The sequence below is a fragment of the Kitasatospora sp. NPDC089509 genome (assembly GCF_044749365.1).
Classification (GTDB): Bacteria; Actinomycetota; Actinomycetes; order Streptomycetales; family Streptomycetaceae; genus Kitasatospora.
In genome coordinates, this window is record NZ_JBIVHS010000003.1 from 359,868 (window position 1) to 382,912 (window position 23,045).

Below are 23,045 nucleotides of genomic sequence, written 5' to 3' on the forward strand. Positions count from 1 at the left end.
CCTTCACGTGTACTGGTTCGCCGCGACGCGGGCCGCGGAAGGCGGGAGGAGGTCGACCACTAGGAGCGCAGCGAGGGTGGCGGCGTCCACGATGTGCCCGCCGGCCACAAGTGCCGGCAGCTCCTCCCGGGACACCCACCGCACCCGCATGCCCTCCTCACCGGGCTCGCGCTGCGGCGCGTCGAGGCGCAACGGTCGGACGGAGACGACGTGGAAAGCCTGGGTAGCCCAGTCGGCGGCCTCGTGGAGCGGGCCGGCGACGACGCGAGGGGTGTCGGCCTCCCAGCCGGTCTCCTCACGAAGTTCACGCAGAGCCGCGTCGGCGGTGCTCTCACCGGGTCCGACACCGCCCTGGGGCAGTTCCAGGCTCCAGCGCCGGGCCGCGTAGCGGTACTGCTCGGTCATCAGCAGCCGCGGGCCGTCGGCGCACACCACGACGACGGAGTCGTCCCGGGTGACCACGGCGAAGGTGTCCTCGCTGCCGTCGGCACGTCGGAAGAGGTCCTCACGGAGTGACATCCAGGGACTGTGGAAGACCGGCCGGGACCCGGTGGTCTCCTTCGTGGCGGGTCGGCCGCCAGTGTCGGACATGGGAGTACTCCTCGAACTCTGGAGAGGGGAAGGCGGGCGCCGGGCCGGAGAGCAGGCCTTCCAGCTCGGCGAGGCCCCACGGGGAGCCGATCTCGTAGAAGCGCCGGTCCACCTCGACGGCGGCGAGCTGGCCGTCCGCGATCAGTGAGCGCAGCAGCGGTCCGAGGTCGGCCATGCCGTCGGCCGCGTCGGCCTGCCGGACCAGGTGGCTGCGCCGTAGGACCGCCATCCCGTAATCGACGTGGCGCATGCCCTGTCGAGCCTCCTTGGAGTAACCGGTGACCCAGACCCCCTCGACCCGGACGTTGCTCGGCACCAGCCAGTCGTCGTTGCGCAGCACGGCCAGGCTGGCCCCCAGGCCCAGCCGGCGGTGGCCGTCGAGCAGGGCGGCGGGGTCAACCGGCATCAGGGAGTCACCCATCAGCACGACGAACTCCTCGTCGAGGTACGGCACCGCGTGGACCAGCGCACCGGCGGTGCCCAGTTGGCGGGGCTCCACGCTGGCTGTCCATTCCAGGCCCGGCGGTGCGGACAGTTCCAGGTGCCGCAGAACCTGGTCCGCCAGGTGCCCGAGGCAGAAGTGGACCCGCCGGACGCCGTGGGCTTGGAGCTGGAGCAGTAACAGACTGAGGAAGGGCCGACCGGCGACCGGGATCAGGACCTTGGGAATGCCAGTCGTGAGCGCGCCCAGTCGGCTGCCCGTCCCGCCGGCCAGGACCACCGCCTGCTGCGGCCGAAGCGGACCGCTCATCGCGGGGCCCCGGCGACGACTTCCTCAATGGCCGCCCGGCTGCGCCGGATCATGCTGTCCGTGCTGAAGTGCTCCAGCACGTGGCGACGTGCGGCCTCGCCGACACGCGCCGCGTGCGGCGGATCGCTCAGCAGCCTTGCGAGTGCCCCAGCCAGGCGAACCGGGTCGCGGGCGGGGACGCATTCGGCGATGCCGTCGGCAGTGAGAATCTCGCGGATTCCGGGGACATCGGTGGTGACCACCGGCCTGGCCGTGCTCATGGCCTCCAGCACGGCCAGGCCGAGGCCCTCGGACTCGCTGGGCTGGGCGACGATGTCCGCCGCGGCGTAGACGGCCGGCATCTGGTCGTAGCCGACCGAGCGGTCGATGATGATCCGGCCGCGCAGCCCCAGCCGGTCCACGTCAGCCTCCAGCCGCTGTGCGTATTGCGGAGAGGCGGAGCTCACCCCGCCCACGATCAGCAGCCTGCTCCGTTCGTCCGCCAGCCGGGCGAACGCGTGGATCAGTTCGCGTTGCCCCTTGCGGGCTTTGAGCCGTCCGGCACTGACGATCAGGCGCTCGCCGGCCGTCACGCCGTACCGGGCACGGACGGCGGAGCCATCGACGGAAGGGTGGAAGTGCTCGGTCTCCACCCCGTGGTGGATGAGCCTGACCCGGTGCTCGGGAAGGTGGCGGCGGGCCCTTTGGGCGTAGTACTCCGAGCCTGCCAAGACCAGGTCCGGGGCGAGCACCCGGTAGCCGAGAGCCTCCTTGCCGGGGCCGAGCGGCTCCTCCTCGGGCGCGTGCTCGTGGTAGGCGGCGACGATGCCGATCCCGTACTGCTCGGCGACGATCCGGCCGAGCACCGTCGTCTCCAAGTTGTTGACGACCACGACCTCGGGCCGGAAAGCCTCGACGATCTCATGGAGTTCCGGCAGCAGACCGAAGTAGAGCTGCTCCCAGGCGAGTTTGCTGGGGTCGGTGAGGAGCGCCCGGTAGCCGTCGAGCCGATGGATGCGTACGTCGGTGTCGCCCGGCACGGGGGCGGTACCGGGGGGCCGGTCGGTGACGACAGCCACCGGGCACCCGCTACGGGCCAGGCCTTCGGAGAGGGTCTGCGCGTAGGTTTCGGCTCCCCCGATGGTCGGGGCGTATCCCGAGGTGAGCAGGAGGACACGGGGGGCGTGCCTGGCCTGCAGTTCGGATCGCGTTGTGGTCACAGCACTGTCTCCGCTTCGATGTGTCGTCCGTCCGGCACCCGGGCCCCGGGCAGGAGGACCGAGTCCACGACGGTGGCTCCGGCGCCGATGCGCGCCCCCGGTCCCACGACGCAGCGCCGGAGCGTGACGCCGGGCCCGATCGAGGCGGCGTCACCCACCAGGGCTTCCGCCGCCCGGAGGCCGTCGGCCAGGCGTGGTGTTCCCTGGATCCACAGGCCGTCCCGTTGCCGCTGGGTGGCCACTCGGTCGGGCACTGCGCGCAGCGCCCAGAGGTTGGCTTCGCGCAGTGCCTCCGTGGTTCCGACGTCGTTCCAGAAGCCGGTCAGCCGGTGCACACGCACGCGCAGGCCGGCGGCGAGGAGTTCGGGGACGAGGTCCTTGAAGTCGTACGGGTGGCCTGGGCGGGGGTTGAGCAGCCGGAACGCGCGGGGGCCGACCGCGTAGATGCCGCAGCTGACCATGGCGTCGGGAGGGGGCGATGCAGGCTTCTCCTGGAGTCCGAGGACGGTGTCCCCGGACAGGCTGAGCACACCGAAGCGGTGCGGGTCGGGGACGCTGGTGGCGAGGATGGTGAGGTCTGCGCCGGAGGCGAGGTGGGCCTCGGCGAGCTCGGCTGGGGGCAGGTCGGTCAGGGCATCACCGCTGAAGACCACGCAGCAGCGGTCGTCGGGCAACGCGGTACGGCAGGCGGCCAGTCCTCCGGCGGGGCCGGTGAGGGTGGCCTCCCGGACGAGTACGGGTGCCTGGTCCCCGCGCCGCCGAAGGGTACGCGCGGCTTCCTCGACCTGTTCCGCTTTGGCCCACGTATTGACGACGATCGGCCCGAACCCGCCGCTGTCCAGCGCCGCGAGGTTCCAGTAGAGCAGCGGCACGTTGAGTACGGGGGCGAGGGGTTTGGCCAGCTGTTCGGTGACCGGCCGGAGCCGACGTCCTTCACCGGCAGCGAGTACTACGGCCGCGGCGGTGGATGGCGACCTGCGAACGGGAGTGTGCGGCAACGGCGCCGCGAGCAAGCGGTCGGCCCAGGCGGTCATCGGCTGCGGCGCCCGATGGGCTCGTAGATCGCCCGCCGTGGGTTAGTCGAGAACAGCTGGGTGATCTCGGACTCGTCTAGGCCGATCGACTCCATGTGCCGGCGCTGCTGGGGGTAACCGGTCGACCCGGCCGCGACCAGGCCGTCCTCCCGCAGCCACAGGCCGTTGGCGTCCTTACGCAGCCGCTCATTGGCCATTCGGTCCACCTCGATGTGGTCGGTCAACGCGATCAGCCGCTCGGCACCCAGGTAGTCGACCGTGCGCCGGCACACGGTGAGGTCGACGTGCATGCCGTCGAAGTTCAAGCACGGGGTCACCAGGCCCTCGCGGGTCGCGGTCAGCAACTCGGCTGGCACCGGACCGAGTTGTTCGGCGAGCGTGGCCTCCTGCCAGGGGTCCCCGAGAAAGGTGGCGAGTTCAGCCTCCCGGTGTTCCCGTTCCCGGGGAGTGCGCCAGGCGTGGACGAAGGCTCGGGGCATGTCGTTGAAGAGATGGTCCGTCAGGACCAGCCAAGGGCTGGACTCGTAGTGCTGGTGGAGGAACGTCAGCACATCCCGGGTGCGGCGGGCGCTGCGCACCGGGTCGTCGTGGTGGTAGTGGCCGAGCGCGACCTTCACTCCGGCGTCGTAGAAGCGGACGAGCAGGTCGCTGAAGGGCACGCCGGCAGCGACCTCGTCCTCCAAGTCGAGTGCATCGGGCGTCATCACGATGTACCGCAGCCCGTAATGCCCGAGCTCGGCGAGGGCCTCCCATTCCCGCAGGGTGGGAATCCACTTGCCCTCGCGGGGCACACCACCGAGGGGCCCGAGCATGGGGCCCTCCACTGCGAAGCCGGCAAGGTTCGGAAGTCGTCCGTCGGTGTGCAGTTGATCGTATGCCTTCAAGACATCCACCAGGCCCGGTAGTCCGATCCGCCCGAGGAAAATCGTCGGGACGATCTCGGTCCGAGATTTTGCCGCGAGATCCTGAATCGGGATCAGGTCGTCGCTGGTGATGCGGGAGAAATCGAAGGGGCCGATTCCATGGACATGGTAGAGAAAGGGGTTCAAAAATCCTCCAGGGTCGGCGTGGGTGCGGATCGCAGGGCCCGGTATTTAGTCCCAGCCCCACGTGGGGTCCGGCGTCCGGCCGGGGGTCGGCGTCCCACTGCCGTCGCCGGCGGCGGCTTTTCCGGCCGAAACGGTGGGCGGCGGCGTAGCGTTCTCGGCGGTTCCGGTGGTGACAATTTCGGCCGCGAGAACTCCGGTGGCGAGGAGCGAAAGAATGCCGGAAATGGTGCGGCGCACTGCGATGGACATGGGTTCTCCAGAATCATCGTGGGGGGATCGGAAGAAAGGGTGCAAAGTCGATACCGACTCGATCGGCGCTCTGCTGTTTCTCAACAGTCGCTCACGTCTGCCGAGATGTCACTACATTCCACTGACCCCTTTAGGACATGACACCGTGCTGCCGATCGTGGCCGTCCGCAGCCGGGGTCGGCCGATCCGGTGCCCGGCGGGACCTTCCCGGCGGTGTCCGGATCGCCCGATTTGGTCTAGACCACTAGGTCAACTCCAGCTAAAATCCTTGTACGGACGGAGCAACGGGGGGATGTTCGATGCTGGAGCCGCTAGGGCTGGACCGCCGGATGGAACGGATCTATCTGGCCGTCCTCGCCGACCCGAACCAGGGCCTCGCCGAGCTGGCTACGAGCCTCGGACTCGGAACCGATGACATCAGAGACGCCCTCAACCGGCTCGCCGACCTCTCCCTGCTGATCCCTGCCTCGGACGGCGGGCGGGCCGTGCACGTGGTGAGCCCGCACCATGGCCTGCACTCGCTGCTCGATCAGCGCCAGGCCGAGGTCGACCAGCGGCTGGCCGAGCTGCAGCGCAGCCGACAGGCCGTCGCCAGCATGCTCGCCGACCTGCAGTCGAGGTCCACGGCCGCCGAGCGCGATGTACTCGAACTCATCGAGGGCAGTGCCAACATCCGCCTGCGGTTGCAGGAGCTAGCGGGTACTGCCGAGACCGAAGTACTGGCCTTCGCCCCCGGCGGTCCGCAGAGCGAGGAGACCCTCGACGCCAGCCGTCCCCTCGACGAACAGACGCTCGGCAAGGGCGTCGCCATGCGGACGGTGTTCCTGGGCAGTATCCGCAACAGCCGCGCGACCCGCCGCTACGCGATGTGGCTGGCGAGCATGGGCGCCCAGGTGCGCACCGCCCCGGTGCTGCCAATGCGCATGATCATCGTCGACCGGGCCCAGGCCGTTGTTCCGGTCGATCCGCAGCGTCCCAGCGCGGGAGCCCACCTGCTCGGCGCGCCGGGGACGGTCACCGCTCTCGTTCACCTCTTCGAACACATCTGGGCCGCGGCTGAGCCTCTCGACGGTATGCAACAGCAGCCCGCGATGGCCGAGCTGACGGCACAGGAGCGTGCCCTGCTCCATCTCCTCAACGACGGAGCCACGGACGAGATCGCCTCTCGCAGGCTAGGTGTGTCCGTCCGCACGATCCGACGGCTAATGGCGGATGTCATGGTCCGGCTCGGCGCCCGCAGCCGCTTCCAGGCCGGCACCCGGGCGCAGTCGCTCGGCTGGCTCGACGGAGATACGGAGCAGGGTGACGAGTACCGGGACTCGCCGTCGAACTCCGCCTTGCAGTAGTGGAGTTCGGGTATCGTACTGGCCCTCTCTGGATGGGCATCTTGCTGCCAAGGACTCAGGTGGCCAGACGGTTTCCGCCATTTTGCCCCTTCCTGGCGCTCGCCGACGGCTAGGTTCGGCTGTGACCGACCAACCAAGCCCGTCTGGGAGAGGAAAGAACCAGGATGACCGACGAGATCTGCGACATCGACGAGCTGGCCAAGACCATTGGTACCCGAGCCGCCGAACTGCCCGGCCGGGTCGCGCTGGTAGGCATCGACGGGCCTGGGGCCTCCGGAAAGAGCACGCTTGCGACGCTCCTCGCCGAACGGCTCGACGACGCGGCGGTCGTCCACATCGACGACTTCTACCGTCCCTCCGCCGAGCGTCCGGCGGACGCTGGCCAGATCGCCGGCAACTTCGACCTCTCCCGGCTGCTCGACCAGGTGCTGCGGCCTGCTGCCGCCGGCACCACCATCCGGTACCAGCGCTATGACTGGGACCATGACCGCCTCGCGGAGTGGGCCGAACTGGCCCCTGGTACACCGCTGATCGTGGAAGGCGTGCACGCCCTCCACCCGGACTTGAGTGAGGCCTACACCTACCGGATCTTCTGCGACGCTCCCCGCGATGTTCGGCTGCGCCGGGGCCTGGACCGCGACGGCGAGGAGGCCCGTCCGCTCTGGGAGGACGAGTGGATGCCGGCTGAGGACCGCTACCTCGCCGCGCACGCCCCGCAACTGCGAGCGGATGTCGTGCTGGAGAGCTCTGCCTCCGGGGCGGCAGAGGAGCCGGCGTACGCCGTGGTCGATTACAACAGCCTTGCATAGTTGGGTAGTTCGGCCAGGCTGTGGGCCGTTCAGCCCCGACTTCGGCTACGGAACGGACCACAGCCGACTGGCCGCCGCCCTGGGGTCCGGCTCACCATTTCGGAAAGGTGACCCATGAGTACCGCTGTACGCCGCACTGGCTCTAAGCAGCAGCACCTGGCGCGCGCACGCCCCCACCAGCGGGCCGCGCTGTTCGGCCCGGCCTTCGTCGCCGCCATCGCCTACGTCGACCCGGGTAACTTCGCCACCAACTTCGCGGCCGGCTCCTCGTTCGGAAACCGGCTGCTCTGGGTTGTCGTCGGCGCCTCTGCGATGGCCGTTCTCATCCAGTTCCTCTCCGCGAAACTCGGCCTTGCCACCGGACTCGACCTCGCTTCGCTCTGTCGGCAGCGCTATCCCCGGACGGTTGTCGTCGGCTTATGGGTGACGGCCGAACTGGCCGTTCTGGCAACAGATCTGGCCGAGGTCATCGGCGGTGTCATCGCTCTCGGACTGCTTTTCGGAACCCCGCCGCTCCTAGCCGCCCTGATCACTTGCGGAGTGTCCTTCGCTCTGCTGGCTCTGCACTCCCGCGGCATCCGAACCTTCACCCGAGCCATCACCGGATTACTCGCGGTGATCACTCTCGGATTCCTGTTCAGCCTCGTCTGTGCCGGCGTCGAGCCTGGCCCAGTCGTAGCCGGTTTGGTTCCGGGCGACCCCGGTCCGGACGGTATGCTGCTCGCCTCAGGCATCATCGGCGCTACTGTCATGCCGCACGCGATATTCCTGCACAGCGGTCTTGCCGCGGCCACCCGCACGGCCGACCCGCGAACAGCTCTTGCCCGTACCCGCCATGAGATCATCATCGCGCTCGGACTCGCGGGACTGGTCAACGCCGCCATGGTGGTGCTCGCCGCCCGTGTCTTCCACGACGGCACGTTCGGAGACACCCAAGGGGTGGCCACCCTTGAGCAGATCCACGCGGGCCTCGGCCCGCGCATCGGCGAGGCCGCCTCCCTTGCGTTCGCCCTTGCCCTGCTGGCCTCAGGCTTCGCCTCCTCGGCCGTCGGCACGCTGGCCGGCCAGATCGTGATGGAGGGATTCCTGCGGCGCAGCATCCCGCTCCTGATCCGTCGCGCGGCGACCCTCGCCCCGGCCTTGGCCGTCGTCGCCCTGGGCGTCAGCACCACATCCGCCCTGATTTGGTCGCAAGCGCTCCTTACGCTCGGACTGCCCTTCGTCCTGGTACCGCTCATCGCGCTCACCCGCGACCGCTCCCTCATGGGCCCACTCGCCAACCGGGCTGCCACAACGGTCTGCGCAGGGATAGCCACGACCATGGTGGTCGTTCTGAACCTGCTGCTCCTGGACTTGTGACGGCGCCGCCCCGACTGCCGGTTGCTACGACGGTTCGCCGGGGGACGGCACCGCCCAGAGAGGCAAGGCTTCGGCGGACATGAAGGTCTGAACGATGGACCCGGGGCTACTGGTGCTGCCCGTCCTGCCCGGCGGGGGAGACCAGGTTGGCCATCGCCAGCTCGCTGTACATCGGTCACCTGGACTATCCAGCCTGCGAGAACCCCCTGATGGCCGGCGGTTTCTAGGGGTTCTTCTTCGCCGCCGAAGAACCGTCCCGGCGCGGGTCAGTCCGGATCAACTGGACAGAACACGATTGCTTCGCCTGGTCCAGGCCTGACCGTGTCCGGTCGGTACAGCCTGGCCTCCGCGCTTTTGTTACCCGGCGGTTGGCGTTGACATCGGAACCTCAGCACACAGCTGTCGACAACGACTCCTCTCAATATGCCCAGGAGGAGCCTGTGCCCCGGTATTCCTCAACGGGGATCGGGTGGACGTCGGGGCGCATGCGGTCGGTGTAGAGGAGGCCGTCGAGTTGGTCGATCTCGTGGGCGATGAGGCGGGCGAGGCCGAGCTCGTAGGCGACCGTGGTGATGGTGCCGTCGAGGGTGGTGGCAGTGACGTCCATACGGAGGGGGCGGGGGACCATGCCCCGGACGTCGAAGAAGCTGAGGCATCCCTCGTACTGTTCGTCGGTCTCGTCGGAGACGGCGGTGATCTCGGGGTTGAGCAGGATGATCGGGTCGGCGCCGGCGGTCGGGGGCAGGACGAGGGCGGCGGCGCGGGGGATGCCGATCTGTGGGGCGGCGAGGCCCATGCCCTGTGGCGAAGGAGTGGACACGGCCGATCCGGTCGACGGCGGTGAACAGTTCATCGATGACGGTCTGGGCGGTGGCGCGTTCGGCGGGGAGGTCGAAGGGCTCGGCGGGGCGATTGAGGATGGGGGTGCCCTCTTGGACGACGCCGAGGGACTGCATCTGCTGGCTGGGCCGCACCTCGATCACCTGGTCTCCTTGGTCTGTTGCTCATTGTTGGCGGCAGCGCGGAAGCGCCATTGACCCCCGCGCGTGCGGGGAGGAGTACGGCGAGCGTGTCCGTGAGTGTGTAAAGGTCAGCTGACTCCCGCGCGTGCGGGGAGGAGCTTTCTGGCCTGCGGCGCAGTGCGGCCTTTGCTATTTCTTGATTGGGCTGGGCGGTCGGCGATACGGCGCATTTGGCGAGCTGTTGTGGTGTCAAGGAGCGCCCCATCGTGCCATGCCGCCCGGCCCCGTGGGTGACGTCGGATCAGTGTCCTTACGCGCGTACCAAGGTGTGGGGGTCGAAGGGTTCGTCGTTCCAGCCGTGGGTGGAGAAGCCCCGTCCGTCGGAGAGGTAGTGGGTGAGGGCGGCGTGGGTGGGTGGGAACATCGGTAGGGGCAGTGTGTCGGCTGGGGACCAGATGACGTCCAGGTGCTTGTTCGGTTCGGGGTTCGTCAGTTCGCCGTGCCAGGCGGTGGCGAGGAACACGGACAGGAGGAACGGGCCCGTGCCGTCCCAGCTGGCGCGGACCTGGACCGTGTGGACGAGCCGCAGGTGCTCCGGGGCGGCGATCAGTCCGGTCTCCTCTCGGAGTTCGCGGGCGGCGGCCTCGTCCAGGAGCTCTCCGACCTCGACCTTGCCGCCGGGGATCGTCCACACCGGTGTCGTGCTCCACCTGGTCGCGGCGTAGTGGACGGTCGCGACCACACCCCGGTCTCGCTCGTGGGCGATCACGGCCACGGCCTGGCGAAGGCTTTCCACGTGCTACCTCCAGGAAGGTGTTCAGGCGGTCGGTGTGGGATCGCGCAGCTGCGCCAGTACGGTGCGGGCGTAGCCGAGGATCTCCTCGTCGTGGTGGTGGCCGAGGGCCCACCGCAGGGCGGCGGGGCAGTCGATCGCGGCCCAGGCCCGGCAGGCTGCCCACTCCTCGGCGGTGAGGTCGCGCCCGTAGCCGGTGAGGAATGCCGTGCGGAGGTCGGGCCGGTGCGGGGTGAGCTGGAGCATGACCCGCATCAGGTCGTGGCGCACCGGTTCCTCGACCTGGGTGCGTTCGAAGTCGATGACGCCGACGGTGAGGCGGCCGGCCTCGTCGCGGTGGAGGAGCCAGTTCCTGGGGCCGAAGTCGCCGTGGCAGAGGGTGGGAGTGGTGTGCGGGGGTTCTGCGCGGGTGGCATCGGCGAGGACTTTGATGTCCTCTTCTGGGAGTCGGGCCTTGTGGGCGCGGGCGAGCGCCCGCTCGCGCTCCTGGTTCCAGGGCAGTTGTTCGTCGGCCACCCCGTTGGTGGTTGGTTGGGCGTGGATGTGGGCCGCGAGCACGCCGGCCTGGCGGTACACCTCGCGTTCGGCGGCCGCGCTGAGGGTGGTCCGGACGGCCGGGGTGCCGGGCAGGGCAGTGGTGACGATGAGCAGTGATCGGGGGTCGTCGGCGAGCAGGACCGGGGTCCGGTCGGGGCCGAGGGCGGGTGCGAGGTGTCGGTAGGCGGTGGTCTCGCGCAGGTGCATGAGTGGGTTCTTGTGCTGCTTGGCGAAGAGTCGGCTCCCGTCGTCCGTGTGGACCTCCCACACCGCCGGGCGCCCTGTACGGTCCCGCGAGTGCACGCCCAGTAGTTCGTACGGTCTCGCCGTTTCGCGCAGCAGCCGGTCGGTGTCGTCGGGGAGAGCGGGCGCGGTCATGCCGGCCAGCCGAGGGTGGAGATCCGGCTGCCGCGGGTGACTTCGGCGAGGGCGTGGGCGGTGTAGGGCACGATGTCGGCCGGCAGCCGGTCGAGCGGCCAGCGGCGCAGTTCCTCGCACTTGTGCGGCTCGGCGTTGCGCGGCCGGCCTTCGTAGCGGGTGGTGCGGAAGAAGAGCTGGAGGCGGTCGCGGCCGTTGTCGGCGTCGAGCAGGTGCAGGGCGTGGACGAGTTCGAGGTCGTGCTCGGCGACGGTGATGCCGAGTTCCTCCTCGGCCTCGCGCGTCATGGCGCGGGTGACCGGCTCGCCGTGCTCCATGTGCCCGGCGGGGAGGTGCCACAGCCCGGCGGCGTAGCGGGTGTTGCGGCGCCGTCCGAGGAGGACGGTGCCTTCGTCGGCCAGGACGAGGTGGACGCCGACGACCAGGGCCGGTGGCTCTGTCCCGGGTTCGCGGGTGTGGGCGGTCACCGGGAGGCCTCCTGGTCGTCGTGGGTGGATCGGGTGCGTTGGGTGGGGATGCCGGTGCGTTCGTTCTGGAGGTCCCACAGTTCCCGGAAGCGGCCGGTCCCGTCGGCGACCAGTTCGGCGAAGGTGCCCTCCTGGAGGACCTTGCCGTCCTCCAGGACCACGATGCGGTCGGCGACGGCCACGTTGGTGAGGCGGTGGGTGACCAGGACGACGGCCCGTTCGCGGGCGACGGCCCGGAGGTTCTGGAAGATCCGGTGTTCGGCGCGGGGGTCGAGGGCGGCGGTCGGTTCGTCCAGGACGAGGAGGCCGGCCTCGCGGTGGAAGGCGCGGGCGATGGCGAGGCGTTGCCACTGGCCGCCGGAGAGTTCCTCGCCGCCCATCCACTCGACGGCGAGGAGGGTGGAGAGGCCGCGGCGGAGTTTGGCGACGACGTCGGCGGCCCCGGAGGCGTCGGCGGCGCGCAGCACCGCGTCGTCGCCTTCGGGGGTGGGTTGGCCCAGGGTGATGTTCTCGCGGCAGGTGAGCGGCCAGCGCGCGTAGTCCTGGGGGACGACGGCGACTTGACGCCACAGGGCGTGCGGGTCCAGCGTGCGGGTGTCGTGGGCGTCCCAGCGGACCGAGCCGGTGTCGGGCAGGTAGAGGCCGGCGAGGAGTTTGGAGAGGGTGGTCTTGCCGGACCCGTTCTCGCCGACCAGGGCCAGGATCTCGCCGCGTTCGACGTGCAGGGTCACCCCGTCCAGGGCCTTGCGTTCGGAGGCGGGGTAGGCGTAGCCGAGGTTCTCCACGGTGATCCGCGCGGGCGCCGGGGGCGTTTCGGTGCCGCGTTCGGGGCGGTGGCCGCCGGCGGTGTCGAGGAAGGTGGACCAGTCGTCGAGGTACATGCCGGTGCGGAAGAGGTCCGCGCCGTAGCCGACGAGGCCGTGCAGGCTGGTGCTGACCGCGGTGAGGGCGAACACGGCCGCGCCGCCGCGCGGCAGGCTCATCCGGCCGGTGCTGACCAGCCACAGCATCGCCGCCCAGACCAGCGCCGTGCCGAGGCCGGAGGCGGCGGCGCCGATCACCGACACCCGGGCGCTCTGCCGCGCCGCCCGCCGTGAACTGGCGTCCAGCCGGCGGCCGACCTGGTCGTACTTGGTGAGCAGGAACTCGCCCATGGTGTCGGAGCGGACCTGGTCGGCGTTGCGCTTGACGTGGATGTACCAGCGCAGGTTGGCCATGATCCGGCGGTCGCCGACGGCCGCCCGGTTCGCCAGGAACTGCACCCGGGCGGCGTGCACCGACGCGACGCCCTGCGGCAGCGCCGCCAGCACCAGCAGGGGCAGCAGGGCGGGGTGGAGCACGGTCAGCACACCGGCCGCGCCGAGGAGGGAGGCGAGGGCGGCGATCAGGTTCTGGGCCTGGCCGATGATGTCCACGCAGGCGTCGGCGCCGCGGTCGGCGGCCTCCAGTTCGTCGTTGTAGCCGGCGTGGTCGTAGGCGGTCAGTTCGGCCGCGACGGTGGCGCGCAGCACGGCGGCCTCGGCTGCGCGGGAGATCCGCGGGGAGAGGTGGATGGTGATGGAGCGGATGGTGATGCCGAGCAGGGAGCGGGCGCCGGCCGCGGCCGCGATCACGAGGATCGACGGCGCCGCGTGGGCGAGCTTGTCGCCGACCCGGCCGGGGCCGAACAGCGCGGAGACCGTGCCGGTGGTGGCGAACAGGCCGGCCGCGCCGAGGACGGCGGACACGGCCTGGCAGGTCAGCAGCAGCGCGATGGAGCCGCGGTCGATGCCCCAGCCGAGGCGGAAGGCGCGGACGACGAGTGCGGGCAGGCGGCGGGCCATCGCGTTGACGCTGATCGCCTCGATGGCGGCGATGCGGCGCTTGTCGGCGAGCCAGTGGAGTTCCTCGTCGGCGGCCTCGGTGTCGGTCTCGCTCTCGGACGGGGACTGGGGCTGGGTCTCGGTCGACGTGGATGTCGGTGCCATGGATCCTCCAGGGGCGGAGAAGGCGTTGCGGGCATGGGGAAGTGCCGCTTCGGGGCTGGTGAGGTGGCTCAAAAAGGCCTGAAGCAGGCGGAGTTGATGGATCCGACGGGGGTGGATGGCGTCCGATGATGGTGCTGTTCGAGTGCGGGCTTCAAGTGGATTGCCTCCGGGCGAGCCCGGGTCGAACGGGGACTTTTCGAGCAGCTCCGGCGCGCGGTTCACGGCGCCCGCCACGGTCCTCGGGACGGGCCCGGGGCGGGCGCGGAGACTGCGGTGGGCGCGGAGGTCACGTCGGGCGATGCGGTCGCCCATTTCACCCGTTCGGCTGGACCAGCGCCCGATCACGTTTCAGTTGCTGCCAGGCGAAACCCGCTGCAGGCTGACGCAGCAGTAGGGGTCGAGCCGGAGGGGGCAGGGCGTGGAACGCATCAGGGTGGGCCGGTGCAAGGCACTGTTCCGGCAGGCGGACCACCTCTATCGGCGGGCGGACCTGCGCCTGGAGGGCGTCCGCGGCCTGCTGGCCCAGCCGGAGCGCAGGCGGGCCCGGCTGCTCCCGCTCGCCCGGGAGCAGTGGCTGCTCGCGGTGGCGGACGATCCGGACGTCGCACTGGTCGCGCTCGCCGACGCGGTGACGGACGGCCTGGACCTCGCCACCGACGAGTTCGTCGACCGGGCCGTGGCCCGCTGGCTCGACCAGGGCTGGCCCTACCGCCTGCGGGAGGAGACCTCCGAACGGCTCCAGGAGACATGGGCGTCCTGGCGGGAGCGCGACGAACCGGACGCGGGTTTCCTGCCCGTCCTCCAGCGCTGGGACCCGGGTTGGCTGTACCGGTCGGCCCCGGCGCCGGAGGAGGCGTTGGAGGGAACGCAAGACGAAGCGCCCGAGGACCGTCCGTCCGTCCGGTCCGCCGACCGCTTGACGACGGGTCTGCCCTTCCCTGTCGACGATGCTCGTCGCGACTGCGCGTCGCGACTCGCAGTGGCGAAGGGGTTGGACTACCCGTTGTGCGGTGCGAGTTCGGTCGCCAGCGTCTGCTGGGTGGCCGCCCACGATGCGAGGAGCGCCAGGTTGTCGGCGGTCGGTGTGCCCGTGGGTGCGGTGTAGACGTTGAGGCGCAGGCCGGGTTCGGCGGGCATGTCCAGGGACTCGACGTCCAGGTCGAGCAGGCCCACGATCGGATGGCGCACGCGCTTGCGGCCGGACCGGTGCAGCCGCACGTCCTGGGATGCCCACCGCTGCCGGAACAGCTCGCTGCGCGTCGACAGTTCGCCGACCAGGGCGATCAGTTCCTCGTCGTGCGGATTGCGGCCGGCTTCCATGCGGAGCTTCGCGGCCACGTCACGGGCGATCCGGTCGTAGTCGACGAAGAAGTCCCCGGCCGCCTCGGGGCTCAGATAGACGAACCGCGCCGTGTTCGCGGGCCGCCGCGGGTCGGCCAGCATCGGTGAGTACAGTGCGCGGGCGAGCTGGTTCATGGCGAGCACGTCGTAACGGCCGCTGCTGATCCAAGCGGGCGCACCGGAGATCGCGTCGAGCACCTGCTGCAGCGTCGAGCGCACCGTCGAGGCGGGCCTGCGTCGGCGTGGGCCGCCGGGTGCGGGTGCCCTGGACAGGCGCGCGAGGTGGAACAGGTGGTCGCGCTCGGCCTCGTCGAGTTGCAGGGCGGAGGCCAACGCGTCGAGCACGCCGTCGGAGGCACCGGCGAGGCCGCCGCGCTCCATCCGCACGTAGTAGTCGACCGACACCCCCGCCAGCAGCGCCACCTCCTCGCGGCGCAGGCCCTTGACCCGACGGTTGCCGCCGTAAGCGGGCAGGCCCGCCTGCTCGGGTGCGATGCGGGCGCGGCGCGAGCTGAGGAACTCCCGGATCTCGGTGCGTGGATCCATCGTGGCCATCCCCTCACCCTATGCCCGTCCTGCGGCCTACGGGGTACCCGTCGCGGTCGTCGCGATGCCGCCGTCCACCGGGATGACGGCGCCCGTGAGGTAGGACCCGGCCCGGCCGGCCAGGAAGACGGCGATGCCCGCCATGTCGTCGTCACGGCCGAGCCGGCGCAGCGGGGCCGCCGCCGCGATCGTGTCACCGAGGGCATCGAATGTGGCCGCCATCATCTGGGACGGGAACACTCCCGGTGCCACCGCGTTCACCGTGACGTGCTGCGGGCCCAGCTCCCTGGCGAGCACCCTGGTGAGCTGGTGGAGCGCCGCCTTGCTGCTGGCGTACGAGTAGTTGGGCGCCTGGGCGACGTGGATGGCGGCGATGCTGCCGATGTTGATGATCCGCGCGGGATCGTCGGCCGTGCCCGCCCTGCGGAGCGCGGGGAGCAGCGCCTGCACCAGCCAGAACGGCGACTTGAGGTTGAGGTCGATCACCGTGTCCCAGGCCTCGTCCGGGAACGTCGCCAGCGGTTCGCGCCACATCGCTCCCGCGTTGTTGACGAGGATGTCCAGGGATCCCGAGTCGGCCTCGACCAGATCGGCGAGGCGCCGGCACTCGTCGTGCCTGGACAGGTCGGCGGGGATCGCCCGAACGTCGCCGAATTCGGACAGCAGACGTTGTGCCTCCGTGCACGCGTCGGCCTTCCGTGAGCTGATGACGACGCGGGCGCCCGCCTGGAGAAGGCCGCGCGCGATCATCATCCCGATGCCCCTGGTGCCGCCGGTGACGAGGGCGTGCTTCCCGCTCAGGTCGAAAAGTCCTGCGTGGGTGGTGAATTGGCGGTCGGCCATTGGTCTCCGTCCCTTCTGTCGTGGAGGAATGCGCTGACACGGTCGCGTATCCGGGGCAGCCGCACCCAGGCTGGCAGGCGCTTCGGAGGTCCGGGAGACCCTGGTGATCCAGGTACTGCGAGAGCCCCCCTTGCGCGGCCGTGGCCGCAGCCGTGGCTGTGGCCACGGCCGCATCCCGTCGCACACGCGGTACGGCTGGTGCTGGCGCGGCGTCAGGTATGGTCACACGTCGTCGAATTCGATAGCAGGTTCGAACGTGGCCTGCGGGGGAGACCAGGAGACACAGTGATGACGAACCAGCCCCGATCGGTCCTGCTCACCGGTGCCGCCGGCCGGATCGGCACCAGCCTGCGGGAGTTGCTGCCCGCGTACGGGTACCGGCTGCGCTGCTTCGACCGCCTGCCGGTACCCGGCGAGCCCGAGGCGGTGACCGCCGACCTCCAGGACGCCGGGGCGCTGGCGGCGGCGATGGAGGGCGTCGACGCGGTGGTCCACCTGGCCGGGATCCCGGGCGAGGCGCCGTTCGCCGACATCCTGGCGGCCAACATCGACGGCACCCACCGGCTCTACGAGGCCGCCCGGGCGGCGGGGGTGCGGAGGATCGTCAACGCCGGCAGCAACCACGCGGTCGGCTTCACCGAGCGGCCCGCCGACGGCGGGATCGTGCCGGTGGACACCCCGCAGCGGCCCGACACCTTCTATGGGCTGTCCAAGTGCTTCGGCGAGAACCTGGCCTCGCTGTACGCCGACCGGCACGGCATCGAGAGCGTCTCGCTGCGCATCGGCTCCTTCGCCCCGGCACCGCGCGGCATCCGGGCGTTGGGCACCTGGCTCAGCCCCGGCGACTGCGCCCGGCTCGTGCACGCCGCGCTCACCGGTCCGGTGGGCGGGCACGCGGTGGCGTACGGCATCTCCGCCAACACCCGGGCCTGGTGGGACCTTTCGACGGCCCGGGCGCTCGGCTACGAGCCGCAGGACGACGCCGAGGAGTACGCCGCCGAGCTGATCGCCGAGCTGGGCGAACTGGCCGCCGACGACCCGGAACACCGCTACCTCGGCGGGCGCTTCACCCGGTGAATCCGGTGGTCCGAGGCTCGGCGCCGTGCGCGCTCAGCCGAGGACCCGGCGCAGGTAGGGGCTCAGTCGGTGGCCTGCGGGGTCAGGACGGTGCGGTCGAAGGGCCCGCCGTGCGCGGCGGCGTACGCGACGGCCTCGTTGACGGCGTCGAGGCCGAACGACCGGACCCGTTCGGGGGCGAGGTCCAGGGTGCCGGAGGCGAGGAGCCGGATGATGCCGACGTTCGCCGTCCGCGGGTACATCCACTGACCGCGCACGGTGATCGAGTTGCGCATGATCCACGGGTACGGGAGCGCGAGGTCGTCGCCGCCGAGCATGCCGACGCCGCCCATGAGGACGATGCGGCCGTACTCGCGCACGGTCATGGCCGCCGTGCGCGCCACCTGGCTGGGTGCGCCCGGCGGCAGCAGGTCGAGCACCAGGTCGATCGGGCCGTCTCCCGCCGCGGACATCGCCGCGTGGTCGCCGGCCTCGTCCCCGGTCAGCGGGACCGGGCGCACCCGCGGGCCGAACCGGTCGGCGAGGAGGTCGAGCGCGGCCCAGTTGCGGCCGGGGGCGATCACCCGGCCCGCGCCCATGGCGAGCGCGACCGCGACCGCGCAGCTGCCGAGGTTGCCGGTGGCCCCGCTGACGAGCAGCGTCTCACCGGCCGCCAGCCCGCCGGACAGCAGCCCGCCGTACGGGATGACGTGCACGCCGAGCGCGGCCCAGCGGGCCGGGTCGGCCCCGGCGGCGGCCGGCAGCGGGTAGACGTTCTCGGTCGGGACCCGCATCAGTTCGGCGAAGGACCCGTCGTGCAGGTGGCGGGCGAGCCGGGCGCCGCCCTCGCCGCGCGAACTCCAGCCCTGGAGCGTGATGTCGGGCGTCAGGGCGTCGTCCCGCGAGCGCACCGTGCAGTCGCACCACACCAGGTCGCCGGGGCGCAGCCGGGTGGCGTCCGGGCCGACGTGCACGACCCGTCCCACGCCGCCGATCCCGGGGACGACGGGCGGGACCAGCGGGTACCTGCGTCCGCCGCTGAAGACCTCGGCCGCGTACGGGGCCACGGCGGCGGCGAGCACCTCGACCACCACCTCGCCGCCGCCGGCCTCGGGATCGGGCACCTCCCGCACCGCCAGCGGGGCGCCGAACTCGGTGAGAACTGCTGCTCGCACGGGATGACCTCCGGGTTCGTCCGGGCTTTCGCGCCTTTCGCGACGATCGGGCCTTTCGCGACGTTCGTCGCGATGTCCGTCGTGATCGACCCTAGGAGTCCGGCGGCAGTGCGGGAAGCGACGAACATGCATCCGTGGTATGCGTAGGCCGCATGGACATCTCCAGCACCGGCCTGCGGGTCCTGCGGCAGATCGCCGAGTCCGGCAGCTTCACCGCGGCGGCCGCCCGGCTCGGCTACACCCAGTCGGCGGTCTCGCGCCAGGCCGCCGCCCTCGAACGAAGCGCGGGCGCCGTCCTGTTCGAGCGCCGCCCCGACGGAGTGCGACTGACCCCGGCGGGCCTGACCCTGCTGCGCCACGCCCGTACGATCCTGGACTGCCTCACGGCCGCCGAGCGCGACCTCACCGGCACCGTCCCGCGGACCGAACCCGTGCGGCTCGGACTGTTCCTGAGCGCGGGCGCGGCCATCCTGCCTCCGGCGCTCGCCCGCCTCGCGGCGACCGACCCGCAGATCACGGTCACGACCATCGAGGGCACCACACCCACCCTGGTCCGGGCGCTGCGTGCGGGGTCGATCGACCTCGCGGTGCTGACGTCCCGCCCGCCCCACCGGCCCCTGGACGGCGAGTCGCCGCCCCTGCACGTGGAGACCGTCACGGACACCGAACTGGTCGTGGCGGTGCCGTCGACCGGGGCGTTCGCGGGCCGCACCGCGGTGCACGTCGACGAACTGCTGGACGCCCGGTGGATCGCCACCCCGGCGTCGAACTCCGGTTCACTGCTGGGTGTTTGGCCCGGTCTGCCCGGACGGCCGCACGTCGTCCACCGTACGCGCGACTGGCTGACGAAACTCCACCTGGTCGCCGGGGGCTTCGGGGTGACGACGGTGCCCTCTCGGCTCTCGCCGGTGCTGCCCGTCGGGGTGAGCCTGCTGCGCGTCGAGGGCGCGCCGCCGGAGCTCCGCCGGGTTCTCGTGGCGCGACTCCCCGGCCGTCCGACGCCGGCGCTCACGGCCGTCACCCGGGCGATCACCTCGGCGGCCTGATCCTCGGACCGTCGGGTGTCCGGTCCCCGGACCGTCAGTCCTCGGCCCCGCGGTAGGTGTAGAGGTCGTCCAGGAACTTGCGCTGCAGCGACGGGATCCGGTCGACGGCCCGGAAGTACGCCCGGTTCGCGGCCAGGACGGCGCGGCCGAGGACCGGCTTGTGCAGCGGGTCGTCGCCGTTGGTGCCGTTCTGCGCGAGGGAGTCCTTCACGCGGGCGAAGCCGTAGGGGATCATCTCGGCCTCGTACCCGGCGATGGCGTCGACCAGGCCGCGGCGGCCCTCGGCGGCGGCTGTCAGGGCGCGGGTGAGGAGGGCGGCGTCGCGCAGTGCGGTGTTGGCGCCGACGCCCTGGCCCGGCGTCATGGTGTGGGCGGCGTCGCCGAGGAGGGTGACGGTGGTGGTGGGCCAGGCCGGGACGGGTTCGGAGGTGGCGATCCGGATCGGGAAGGTGGTGGTCGGGTCGGCGAGGGAGAAGAGCCTGCGGAAGTCCGGGTGCCAGTTGGGGGTGAGCTTCAGCGCCAGGTCGATCAGGCGCTGGCCGCGCAGCTCCATCACGTCGGCGGGGAACTTGTCGTCGGCGGCCCAGAGGCCCCAGGAGATGTAGTCGCGGGTGTTGTCGAAGAGCAGGCCGGGCCAACTGCGCAGCAGCTCGGCGTCGTTGCCGGCGGCGCCCTCCTTGATGCCGCCGCGCTCGTCCCAGCCGAACTCCATGACGTGCCAGATGCACATGAAGCCCTTGGGGGCGAAGGTGAGCGACAGGCCGGTCCGCGAGGGCGCGGGGAGCAGGGCGAGGGCCTCCCGGCTCAGCGGCAGCTTGGCGGCGATGCTGGTGATCCCGGCCGGCTTGAGCACCGCGTGCGGCAGGTACTGCCCGCGCACCGCGGAGTGCGCGCCGTCCGCGGCGACCAGCACGTCGCCGGTGGCGCAGGAGCCGTCGGCGAAGTGGGCGACGACCTTGCCGTCCGGCCGCCGCTCGTAGTGGGTGAAGCGCTTGTCGAAGTGGACGGCGTCGTCCAGGCCGGTCAGCAGCACCTGGCGCAGGGTCTGCCGGGAGACCGAGCGCTCGGAGTTGACCGGGTCGGCGTCGCCGCGCAGCGGGACGGAGGCGGTGATCCGCTTCCGCTCGGTCAGCACGTTGAAGTGCGAGGGGGTACGGGCGCAGGTCGCCAGGAAGGTCTTGAACAGCTGCGGCGGCAGGCACTCCTTCAGGGCGCGGTTGCCGGTGGGGTCGATGCCGACCCGGTAGCCGTGGAGGCCGTCGGTGCGGCTGCGCGCCTTCTCGTAGACCGCCACGGAGACGCCGGCGCGGCGCAGGCCGTGGGCGAGGGTCAGGCCGCCGAAGCCGGCACCGATGACCAGGACGTGCAGGGGTTCGTTCGAGGACATGACGTTGCTCCGCTTCCGTGTTCGTCGTGTTCGTGTTCGTCGTGTTCGCGTTCGGGCGGGGTGTCAGGCGATGGTGAGGTGGTTGCTGCCGGAGTCGAGGGCGATGTCGTAGCAGCCCGGGGTGGCCTCGGTGGGCCGGGCGCTCCGCCAGTCGGCCCGGGCCGTCGTCCCGACCCAACGGCCGTCCAACGAGAGGCTGGTGAAGCCGGCAGCGCCGCGCAGGGTGGCCCGCGTGGTGGCCGGGCGCAGGATGGTGGTCATCCGGACGGCGCTGCGGAAGTGCACCGGGACGAGGCGCTCGGTGTGCGGCAGGACGAACCGCGCGTGGCTCAGGCCTCCGATGACGGTGATCGAGCGCAGCGGGAGTCCGGTCAGGTCGGCCTCGATGTGGGTGGCCGCGCCCCGGATCTCGATGTCCCAGAGGGCGGTCGGGCTGAGCGTCACGTGGGCGCTGCGCCGGGCCAGGTCGAAGGGGTGCATCGGGCCGCGGCGGCGGATGGTGATGGTGCCGCGGCCGTCGTCGGCCACCTGGGAGGCCGGGCCGATGAAGTCGGCGGTGCAGAGCTTCCCGGTGGTGCTGGCGGCGACGTCGAGGGTGAGGTGGTGCACCTGCGGGACGAAGGCCAGGCGCGCGGTGTTCGAGGTGAGGCTGTTCATCGAAGGCTCCCCGTGAAGACTAGAAGTTCGACTGAGCAGGTAATCTAGTCACTAGATTCTCTAGCGACTTCTGGGGATGACTGTACGAAGCAGATCGCTAGAATGTCAAGAGATCTCAGGGAGGAAGCCGGGCATGGCAGTGGAGCAGGCGCACGAACAGGCACAGGGGCATGGGCATGGGCAGGCGCATGGACAGGAACAGGATCAGGCGGCCACGTCGCAGGAGCGGCTGATCGAGACGTTCGGGCAGGTCATGCAGGAGTTCCAGCGCGCCGGCGACACCCTCGACCAGCGAGTGGCCGACCGGCTCGGGCTCAACCGCACCGACCTGCGCTGCCTGGAACTGCTCTTCGACCCCACGCCGATGAGCCCCGGCGAACTGGCCGCCGCGGCCGGCCTGACCACCGGCGGCGTCACCACGGCCATCGACCGGCTGGAACGCTCCGGCTACGCCGCCCGCACCCGGGACAGCGCCGACCGTCGCCGGGTCACCGTCCAGCCGACCGAGAAGGGCTACGCGATGGTCGCCGAGATCTTCGCGCCGATCGCCGAGGAGGGCGCGGAGTACCTGCGCGCCCTGGACGACCGGACCATCGGTCAGATGATCGACTTCCTCCGGTTCGCCACCCGCCAGCAGCAGGAGCACGCCTCCCGGCTGACCGCGAAGCCCTGACCGCCCTTACTGCCCTGACTGCGCTTACCGCTATGACCTGCGGGCTCCCGCAGGTGGCACTACTCAGCCGGTCTTTGAGTACCTCCACTCATGAGTCCGCGCCCGCCGCTCCCTACGGTGATCCACATGGACACGCAGCCGGCACCCGCCCACCCCCCGACCTCGGCAGGCACGCACTGGGCCACCATCACCGGGATCGTGGTGACCCTCCTCACCGCGACGGTCGTGGTCGTCGGCATGGCGCTGGCCACGTTCGCGGACGGCCTGACCCAGCACGGGAACCTCAAGGACCACTCCGGCAGCGCGGTCGAACCGCTGCGCCCGGGCGCCACCGCCCACTACGACGACGGCCTGACGATCACCGTGAGCCGCCCGCAGCGGCAACCCGACGGCAGCTACCGCCTCACCGTCACCTACGACAACGGCACCGGCAAGGAACTGCGTCCGGGTGGGACGTCCCCGGACACCGGCGTCGGCAGCAGCGGCGGCTCCGCCCCCCTCGTGGTCCGCGCGGGGAAGGCCCTCGACTCCGGCCTCCCCAGCCCGAGTTCCAGCTCCAGTTCCAGCTCCAGTTCCAGCGCTGGCGCGGGCCCGTTGCCCGAGGTGACCCTCCTGGACCGCACCGAGTCCGAGACTGCCCTCATGCCGCCCCTCGGCGGGGACCAGAGGCGCACCGTGCCGGTGCACTTCAAGCCCGGCACCGGGACGGGCCCCGTCACGGTGGAGGTCGCCCCGTCCTCACCCGGCTACCGCGAGCACGCGTACTGGCAGTTCGACCTCGGCTGACCGCACCGCACCCGCGCCGCACCCGCGCCGCACCGCACCCGCGC

Annotated in this window: 25 protein-coding genes; 9 read left to right on the forward strand and 16 right to left on the reverse strand. The window is 71.1% G+C overall.

Annotated elements, in window-relative coordinates; translation table 11 throughout:
* Positions 1 to 3: 3 nt before the first annotated feature.
* From ACIP4P_RS07930 to ACIP4P_RS07955, 6 genes are read right to left on the reverse strand one after another with little or no spacing between them, the layout of a single operon-like run.
* Positions 4 to 519 carry an NUDIX hydrolase gene (locus ACIP4P_RS07930; RefSeq protein WP_400915852.1) on the reverse strand — a complete coding sequence of 172 codons (516 nt, stop codon included), beginning with the start codon at positions 517 to 519 and terminating at the stop codon, positions 4 to 6.
* The gene (locus tag ACIP4P_RS07935; protein WP_400915854.1) at positions 506 to 1,342 is read right to left on the reverse strand and encodes a sugar phosphate nucleotidyltransferase; all 837 of its coding nucleotides are present in this window, start codon (positions 1,340 to 1,342) and stop codon (positions 506 to 508) included. The genes ACIP4P_RS07930 and ACIP4P_RS07935 overlap by 14 nt, the downstream gene beginning before the upstream one ends.
* Complete coding sequence (locus ACIP4P_RS07940) at positions 1,339 to 2,541, reverse strand: glycosyltransferase family 4 protein (protein ID WP_400915856.1); 1,203 nt, start codon at positions 2,539 to 2,541, stop codon at positions 1,339 to 1,341. Before ACIP4P_RS07940 ends, ACIP4P_RS07935 begins: the two co-directional genes overlap by 4 nt.
* Positions 2,538 to 3,575: a sugar phosphate nucleotidyltransferase gene (locus tag ACIP4P_RS07945; RefSeq protein WP_400915858.1), complete on the reverse strand. Its 1,038-nt coding sequence runs from the start codon at positions 3,573 to 3,575 to the stop codon at positions 2,538 to 2,540. Before ACIP4P_RS07945 ends, ACIP4P_RS07940 begins: the two co-directional genes overlap by 4 nt.
* Positions 3,572 to 4,624 carry a hypothetical protein gene (locus tag ACIP4P_RS07950; protein WP_400915860.1) on the reverse strand — a complete coding sequence of 351 codons (1,053 nt, stop codon included), beginning with the start codon at positions 4,622 to 4,624 and terminating at the stop codon, positions 3,572 to 3,574. Before ACIP4P_RS07950 ends, ACIP4P_RS07945 begins: the two co-directional genes overlap by 4 nt.
* Before the next feature lie 45 nt (positions 4,625 to 4,669).
* On the reverse strand, positions 4,670 to 4,873 hold the full coding sequence (locus ACIP4P_RS07955; protein WP_400915862.1) for a hypothetical protein: 204 nt from the start codon (positions 4,871 to 4,873) through the stop codon (positions 4,670 to 4,672).
* A gap of 299 nt (positions 4,874 to 5,172) precedes the next feature.
* Between ACIP4P_RS07955 and ACIP4P_RS07960 the strand changes: the two genes are divergently transcribed.
* From ACIP4P_RS07960 to ACIP4P_RS07970, 3 genes are all read left to right on the forward strand, one after another.
* Positions 5,173 to 6,219 carry a LuxR C-terminal-related transcriptional regulator gene (locus ACIP4P_RS07960; RefSeq protein ID WP_400915864.1) on the forward strand — a complete coding sequence of 349 codons (1,047 nt, stop codon included), beginning with the start codon at positions 5,173 to 5,175 and terminating at the stop codon, positions 6,217 to 6,219.
* Positions 6,220 to 6,383: 164 nt separating this feature from the next.
* Positions 6,384 to 7,028 (forward strand): uridine kinase, encoded by a 645-nt coding sequence (locus ACIP4P_RS07965; RefSeq protein ID WP_400915866.1) that lies wholly within the window; start codon positions 6,384 to 6,386, stop codon positions 7,026 to 7,028.
* A 114-nt stretch (positions 7,029 to 7,142) separates the two neighbouring features.
* Positions 7,143 to 8,387, forward strand: a complete 1,245-nt coding sequence (locus ACIP4P_RS07970; protein WP_400915868.1) for an Nramp family divalent metal transporter — start codon at positions 7,143 to 7,145, stop codon at positions 8,385 to 8,387.
* Positions 8,388 to 8,805: 418 nt separating this feature from the next.
* Here the strand turns inward: ACIP4P_RS07970 and ACIP4P_RS07975 are convergent, their stop codons facing one another.
* Complete coding sequence (locus ACIP4P_RS07975; protein ID WP_400915870.1) at positions 8,806 to 9,207, reverse strand: peptide deformylase; 402 nt, start codon at positions 9,205 to 9,207, stop codon at positions 8,806 to 8,808.
* Between ACIP4P_RS07975 and ACIP4P_RS07980 the strand changes: the two genes are divergently transcribed.
* Positions 9,200 to 9,424, forward strand: coding sequence for a hypothetical protein (locus ACIP4P_RS07980; RefSeq protein WP_400915872.1), 225 nt, complete (start codon positions 9,200 to 9,202; stop codon positions 9,422 to 9,424). The two genes, ACIP4P_RS07975 and ACIP4P_RS07980, sit on opposite strands and share 8 nt — an antisense overlap.
* Before the next feature lie 235 nt (positions 9,425 to 9,659).
* On the opposite strand, the gene ACIP4P_RS07985 is transcribed toward ACIP4P_RS07980, so the two are convergent.
* From ACIP4P_RS07985 to ACIP4P_RS08000, 4 genes are read right to left on the reverse strand one after another with little or no spacing between them, the layout of a single operon-like run.
* On the reverse strand, positions 9,660 to 10,145 hold the full coding sequence (locus ACIP4P_RS07985) for an NUDIX domain-containing protein (RefSeq protein WP_400915873.1): 486 nt from the start codon (positions 10,143 to 10,145) through the stop codon (positions 9,660 to 9,662).
* A 21-nt stretch (positions 10,146 to 10,166) separates the two neighbouring features.
* Positions 10,167 to 11,057 (reverse strand): aminoglycoside phosphotransferase family protein, encoded by an 891-nt coding sequence (locus ACIP4P_RS07990; protein ID WP_400915874.1) that lies wholly within the window; start codon positions 11,055 to 11,057, stop codon positions 10,167 to 10,169.
* Positions 11,054 to 11,524 carry an NUDIX domain-containing protein gene (locus tag ACIP4P_RS07995; RefSeq protein ID WP_400915876.1) on the reverse strand — a complete coding sequence of 157 codons (471 nt, stop codon included), beginning with the start codon at positions 11,522 to 11,524 and terminating at the stop codon, positions 11,054 to 11,056. The genes ACIP4P_RS07990 and ACIP4P_RS07995 overlap by 4 nt, the downstream gene beginning before the upstream one ends.
* On the reverse strand, positions 11,521 to 13,491 hold the full coding sequence (locus ACIP4P_RS08000; protein WP_400915878.1) for an ABC transporter ATP-binding protein: 1,971 nt from the start codon (positions 13,489 to 13,491) through the stop codon (positions 11,521 to 11,523). Before ACIP4P_RS08000 ends, ACIP4P_RS07995 begins: the two co-directional genes overlap by 4 nt.
* 418 nt (positions 13,492 to 13,909) lie before the next feature.
* Here ACIP4P_RS08000 and ACIP4P_RS08005 point away from each other — a divergent pair, with 418 nt between their 5' ends.
* Positions 13,910 to 14,596 carry a hypothetical protein gene (locus ACIP4P_RS08005; protein ID WP_400915880.1) on the forward strand — a complete coding sequence of 229 codons (687 nt, stop codon included), beginning with the start codon at positions 13,910 to 13,912 and terminating at the stop codon, positions 14,594 to 14,596.
* Here the strand turns inward: ACIP4P_RS08005 and ACIP4P_RS08010 are convergent.
* Positions 14,488 to 15,378 (reverse strand): helix-turn-helix transcriptional regulator, encoded by an 891-nt coding sequence (locus tag ACIP4P_RS08010; RefSeq protein ID WP_400915882.1) that lies wholly within the window; start codon positions 15,376 to 15,378, stop codon positions 14,488 to 14,490. The two genes, ACIP4P_RS08005 and ACIP4P_RS08010, sit on opposite strands and share 109 nt — an antisense overlap.
* Positions 15,379 to 15,414: 36 nt before the next feature.
* On the reverse strand, positions 15,415 to 16,221 hold the full coding sequence (locus tag ACIP4P_RS08015; protein WP_400915884.1) for an SDR family oxidoreductase: 807 nt from the start codon (positions 16,219 to 16,221) through the stop codon (positions 15,415 to 15,417).
* A 288-nt stretch (positions 16,222 to 16,509) separates the two neighbouring features.
* Between ACIP4P_RS08015 and ACIP4P_RS08020 the strand changes: the two genes are divergently transcribed.
* On the forward strand, positions 16,510 to 17,298 hold the full coding sequence (locus ACIP4P_RS08020; RefSeq protein ID WP_400915886.1) for an NAD-dependent epimerase/dehydratase family protein: 789 nt from the start codon (positions 16,510 to 16,512) through the stop codon (positions 17,296 to 17,298).
* 62 nt (positions 17,299 to 17,360) lie between these two features.
* Here ACIP4P_RS08020 and ACIP4P_RS08025 read toward each other — a convergent pair whose 3' ends face one another.
* Entirely contained in the window at positions 17,361 to 18,452 is a 1,092-nt protein-coding gene (locus tag ACIP4P_RS08025) for an alcohol dehydrogenase catalytic domain-containing protein (RefSeq protein ID WP_400915888.1), read from the reverse strand.
* Positions 18,453 to 18,604: 152 nt separating this feature from the next.
* On the opposite strand from ACIP4P_RS08025, the gene ACIP4P_RS08030 reads away from it, so the two are divergent.
* Positions 18,605 to 19,498, forward strand: a complete 894-nt coding sequence (locus ACIP4P_RS08030) for a LysR family transcriptional regulator (protein ID WP_400915890.1) — start codon at positions 18,605 to 18,607, stop codon at positions 19,496 to 19,498.
* A gap of 34 nt (positions 19,499 to 19,532) precedes the next feature.
* On the opposite strand, the gene ACIP4P_RS08035 is transcribed toward ACIP4P_RS08030, so the two are convergent.
* Entirely contained in the window at positions 19,533 to 20,885 is a 1,353-nt protein-coding gene (locus ACIP4P_RS08035; RefSeq protein WP_400915891.1) for an FAD-dependent oxidoreductase, read from the reverse strand.
* A gap of 63 nt (positions 20,886 to 20,948) precedes the next feature.
* Complete coding sequence (locus ACIP4P_RS08040; protein WP_400915892.1) at positions 20,949 to 21,542, reverse strand: hypothetical protein; 594 nt, start codon at positions 21,540 to 21,542, stop codon at positions 20,949 to 20,951.
* A gap of 133 nt (positions 21,543 to 21,675) precedes the next feature.
* On the opposite strand from ACIP4P_RS08040, the gene ACIP4P_RS08045 reads away from it, so the two are divergent.
* Together ACIP4P_RS08045 and ACIP4P_RS08050 are read left to right on the forward strand one after the other, a co-directional pair.
* Entirely contained in the window at positions 21,676 to 22,215 is a 540-nt protein-coding gene (locus ACIP4P_RS08045) for a MarR family winged helix-turn-helix transcriptional regulator (protein WP_400915894.1), read from the forward strand.
* 126 nt (positions 22,216 to 22,341) lie between these two features.
* Entirely contained in the window at positions 22,342 to 23,001 is a 660-nt protein-coding gene (locus ACIP4P_RS08050; RefSeq protein WP_400915896.1) for a hypothetical protein, read from the forward strand.
* Positions 23,002 to 23,045: the final 44 nt, after the last annotated feature.

Coding starts and splice junctions, on each gene's coding strand:
- ACIP4P_RS07930 (WP_400915852.1), bottom strand. CDS start 519: ATGTCACTCCGTGAGGACCTCTTCCGACGTGCCGACGGCAGCGAGGAC.
- ACIP4P_RS07935 (WP_400915854.1), bottom strand. CDS start 1,342: ATGAGCGGTCCGCTTCGGCCGCAGCAGGCGGTGGTCCTGGCCGGCGGG.
- ACIP4P_RS07945 (WP_400915858.1), bottom strand. CDS start 3,575: ATGACCGCCTGGGCCGACCGCTTGCTCGCGGCGCCGTTGCCGCACACT.
- ACIP4P_RS07955 (WP_400915862.1), bottom strand. CDS start 4,873: ATGTCCATCGCAGTGCGCCGCACCATTTCCGGCATTCTTTCGCTCCTC.
- ACIP4P_RS07960 (WP_400915864.1), top strand. CDS start 5,173: ATGCTGGAGCCGCTAGGGCTGGACCGCCGGATGGAACGGATCTATCTG.
- ACIP4P_RS07965 (WP_400915866.1), top strand. CDS start 6,384: ATGACCGACGAGATCTGCGACATCGACGAGCTGGCCAAGACCATTGGT.
- ACIP4P_RS07970 (WP_400915868.1), top strand. CDS start 7,143: ATGAGTACCGCTGTACGCCGCACTGGCTCTAAGCAGCAGCACCTGGCG.
- ACIP4P_RS07990 (WP_400915874.1), bottom strand. CDS start 11,057: ATGACCGCGCCCGCTCTCCCCGACGACACCGACCGGCTGCTGCGCGAA.
- ACIP4P_RS08000 (WP_400915878.1), bottom strand. CDS start 13,491: ATGGCACCGACATCCACGTCGACCGAGACCCAGCCCCAGTCCCCGTCC.
- ACIP4P_RS08010 (WP_400915882.1), bottom strand. CDS start 15,378: ATGGATCCACGCACCGAGATCCGGGAGTTCCTCAGCTCGCGCCGCGCC.
- ACIP4P_RS08015 (WP_400915884.1), bottom strand. CDS start 16,221: ATGGCCGACCGCCAATTCACCACCCACGCAGGACTTTTCGACCTGAGC.
- ACIP4P_RS08020 (WP_400915886.1), top strand. CDS start 16,510: ATGACGAACCAGCCCCGATCGGTCCTGCTCACCGGTGCCGCCGGCCGG.
- ACIP4P_RS08030 (WP_400915890.1), top strand. CDS start 18,605: ATGGACATCTCCAGCACCGGCCTGCGGGTCCTGCGGCAGATCGCCGAG.
- ACIP4P_RS08035 (WP_400915891.1), bottom strand. CDS start 20,885: ATGTCCTCGAACGAACCCCTGCACGTCCTGGTCATCGGTGCCGGCTTC.
- ACIP4P_RS08040 (WP_400915892.1), bottom strand. CDS start 21,542: ATGAACAGCCTCACCTCGAACACCGCGCGCCTGGCCTTCGTCCCGCAG.
- ACIP4P_RS08045 (WP_400915894.1), top strand. CDS start 21,676: ATGGCAGTGGAGCAGGCGCACGAACAGGCACAGGGGCATGGGCATGGG.
- ACIP4P_RS08050 (WP_400915896.1), top strand. CDS start 22,342: ATGGACACGCAGCCGGCACCCGCCCACCCCCCGACCTCGGCAGGCACG.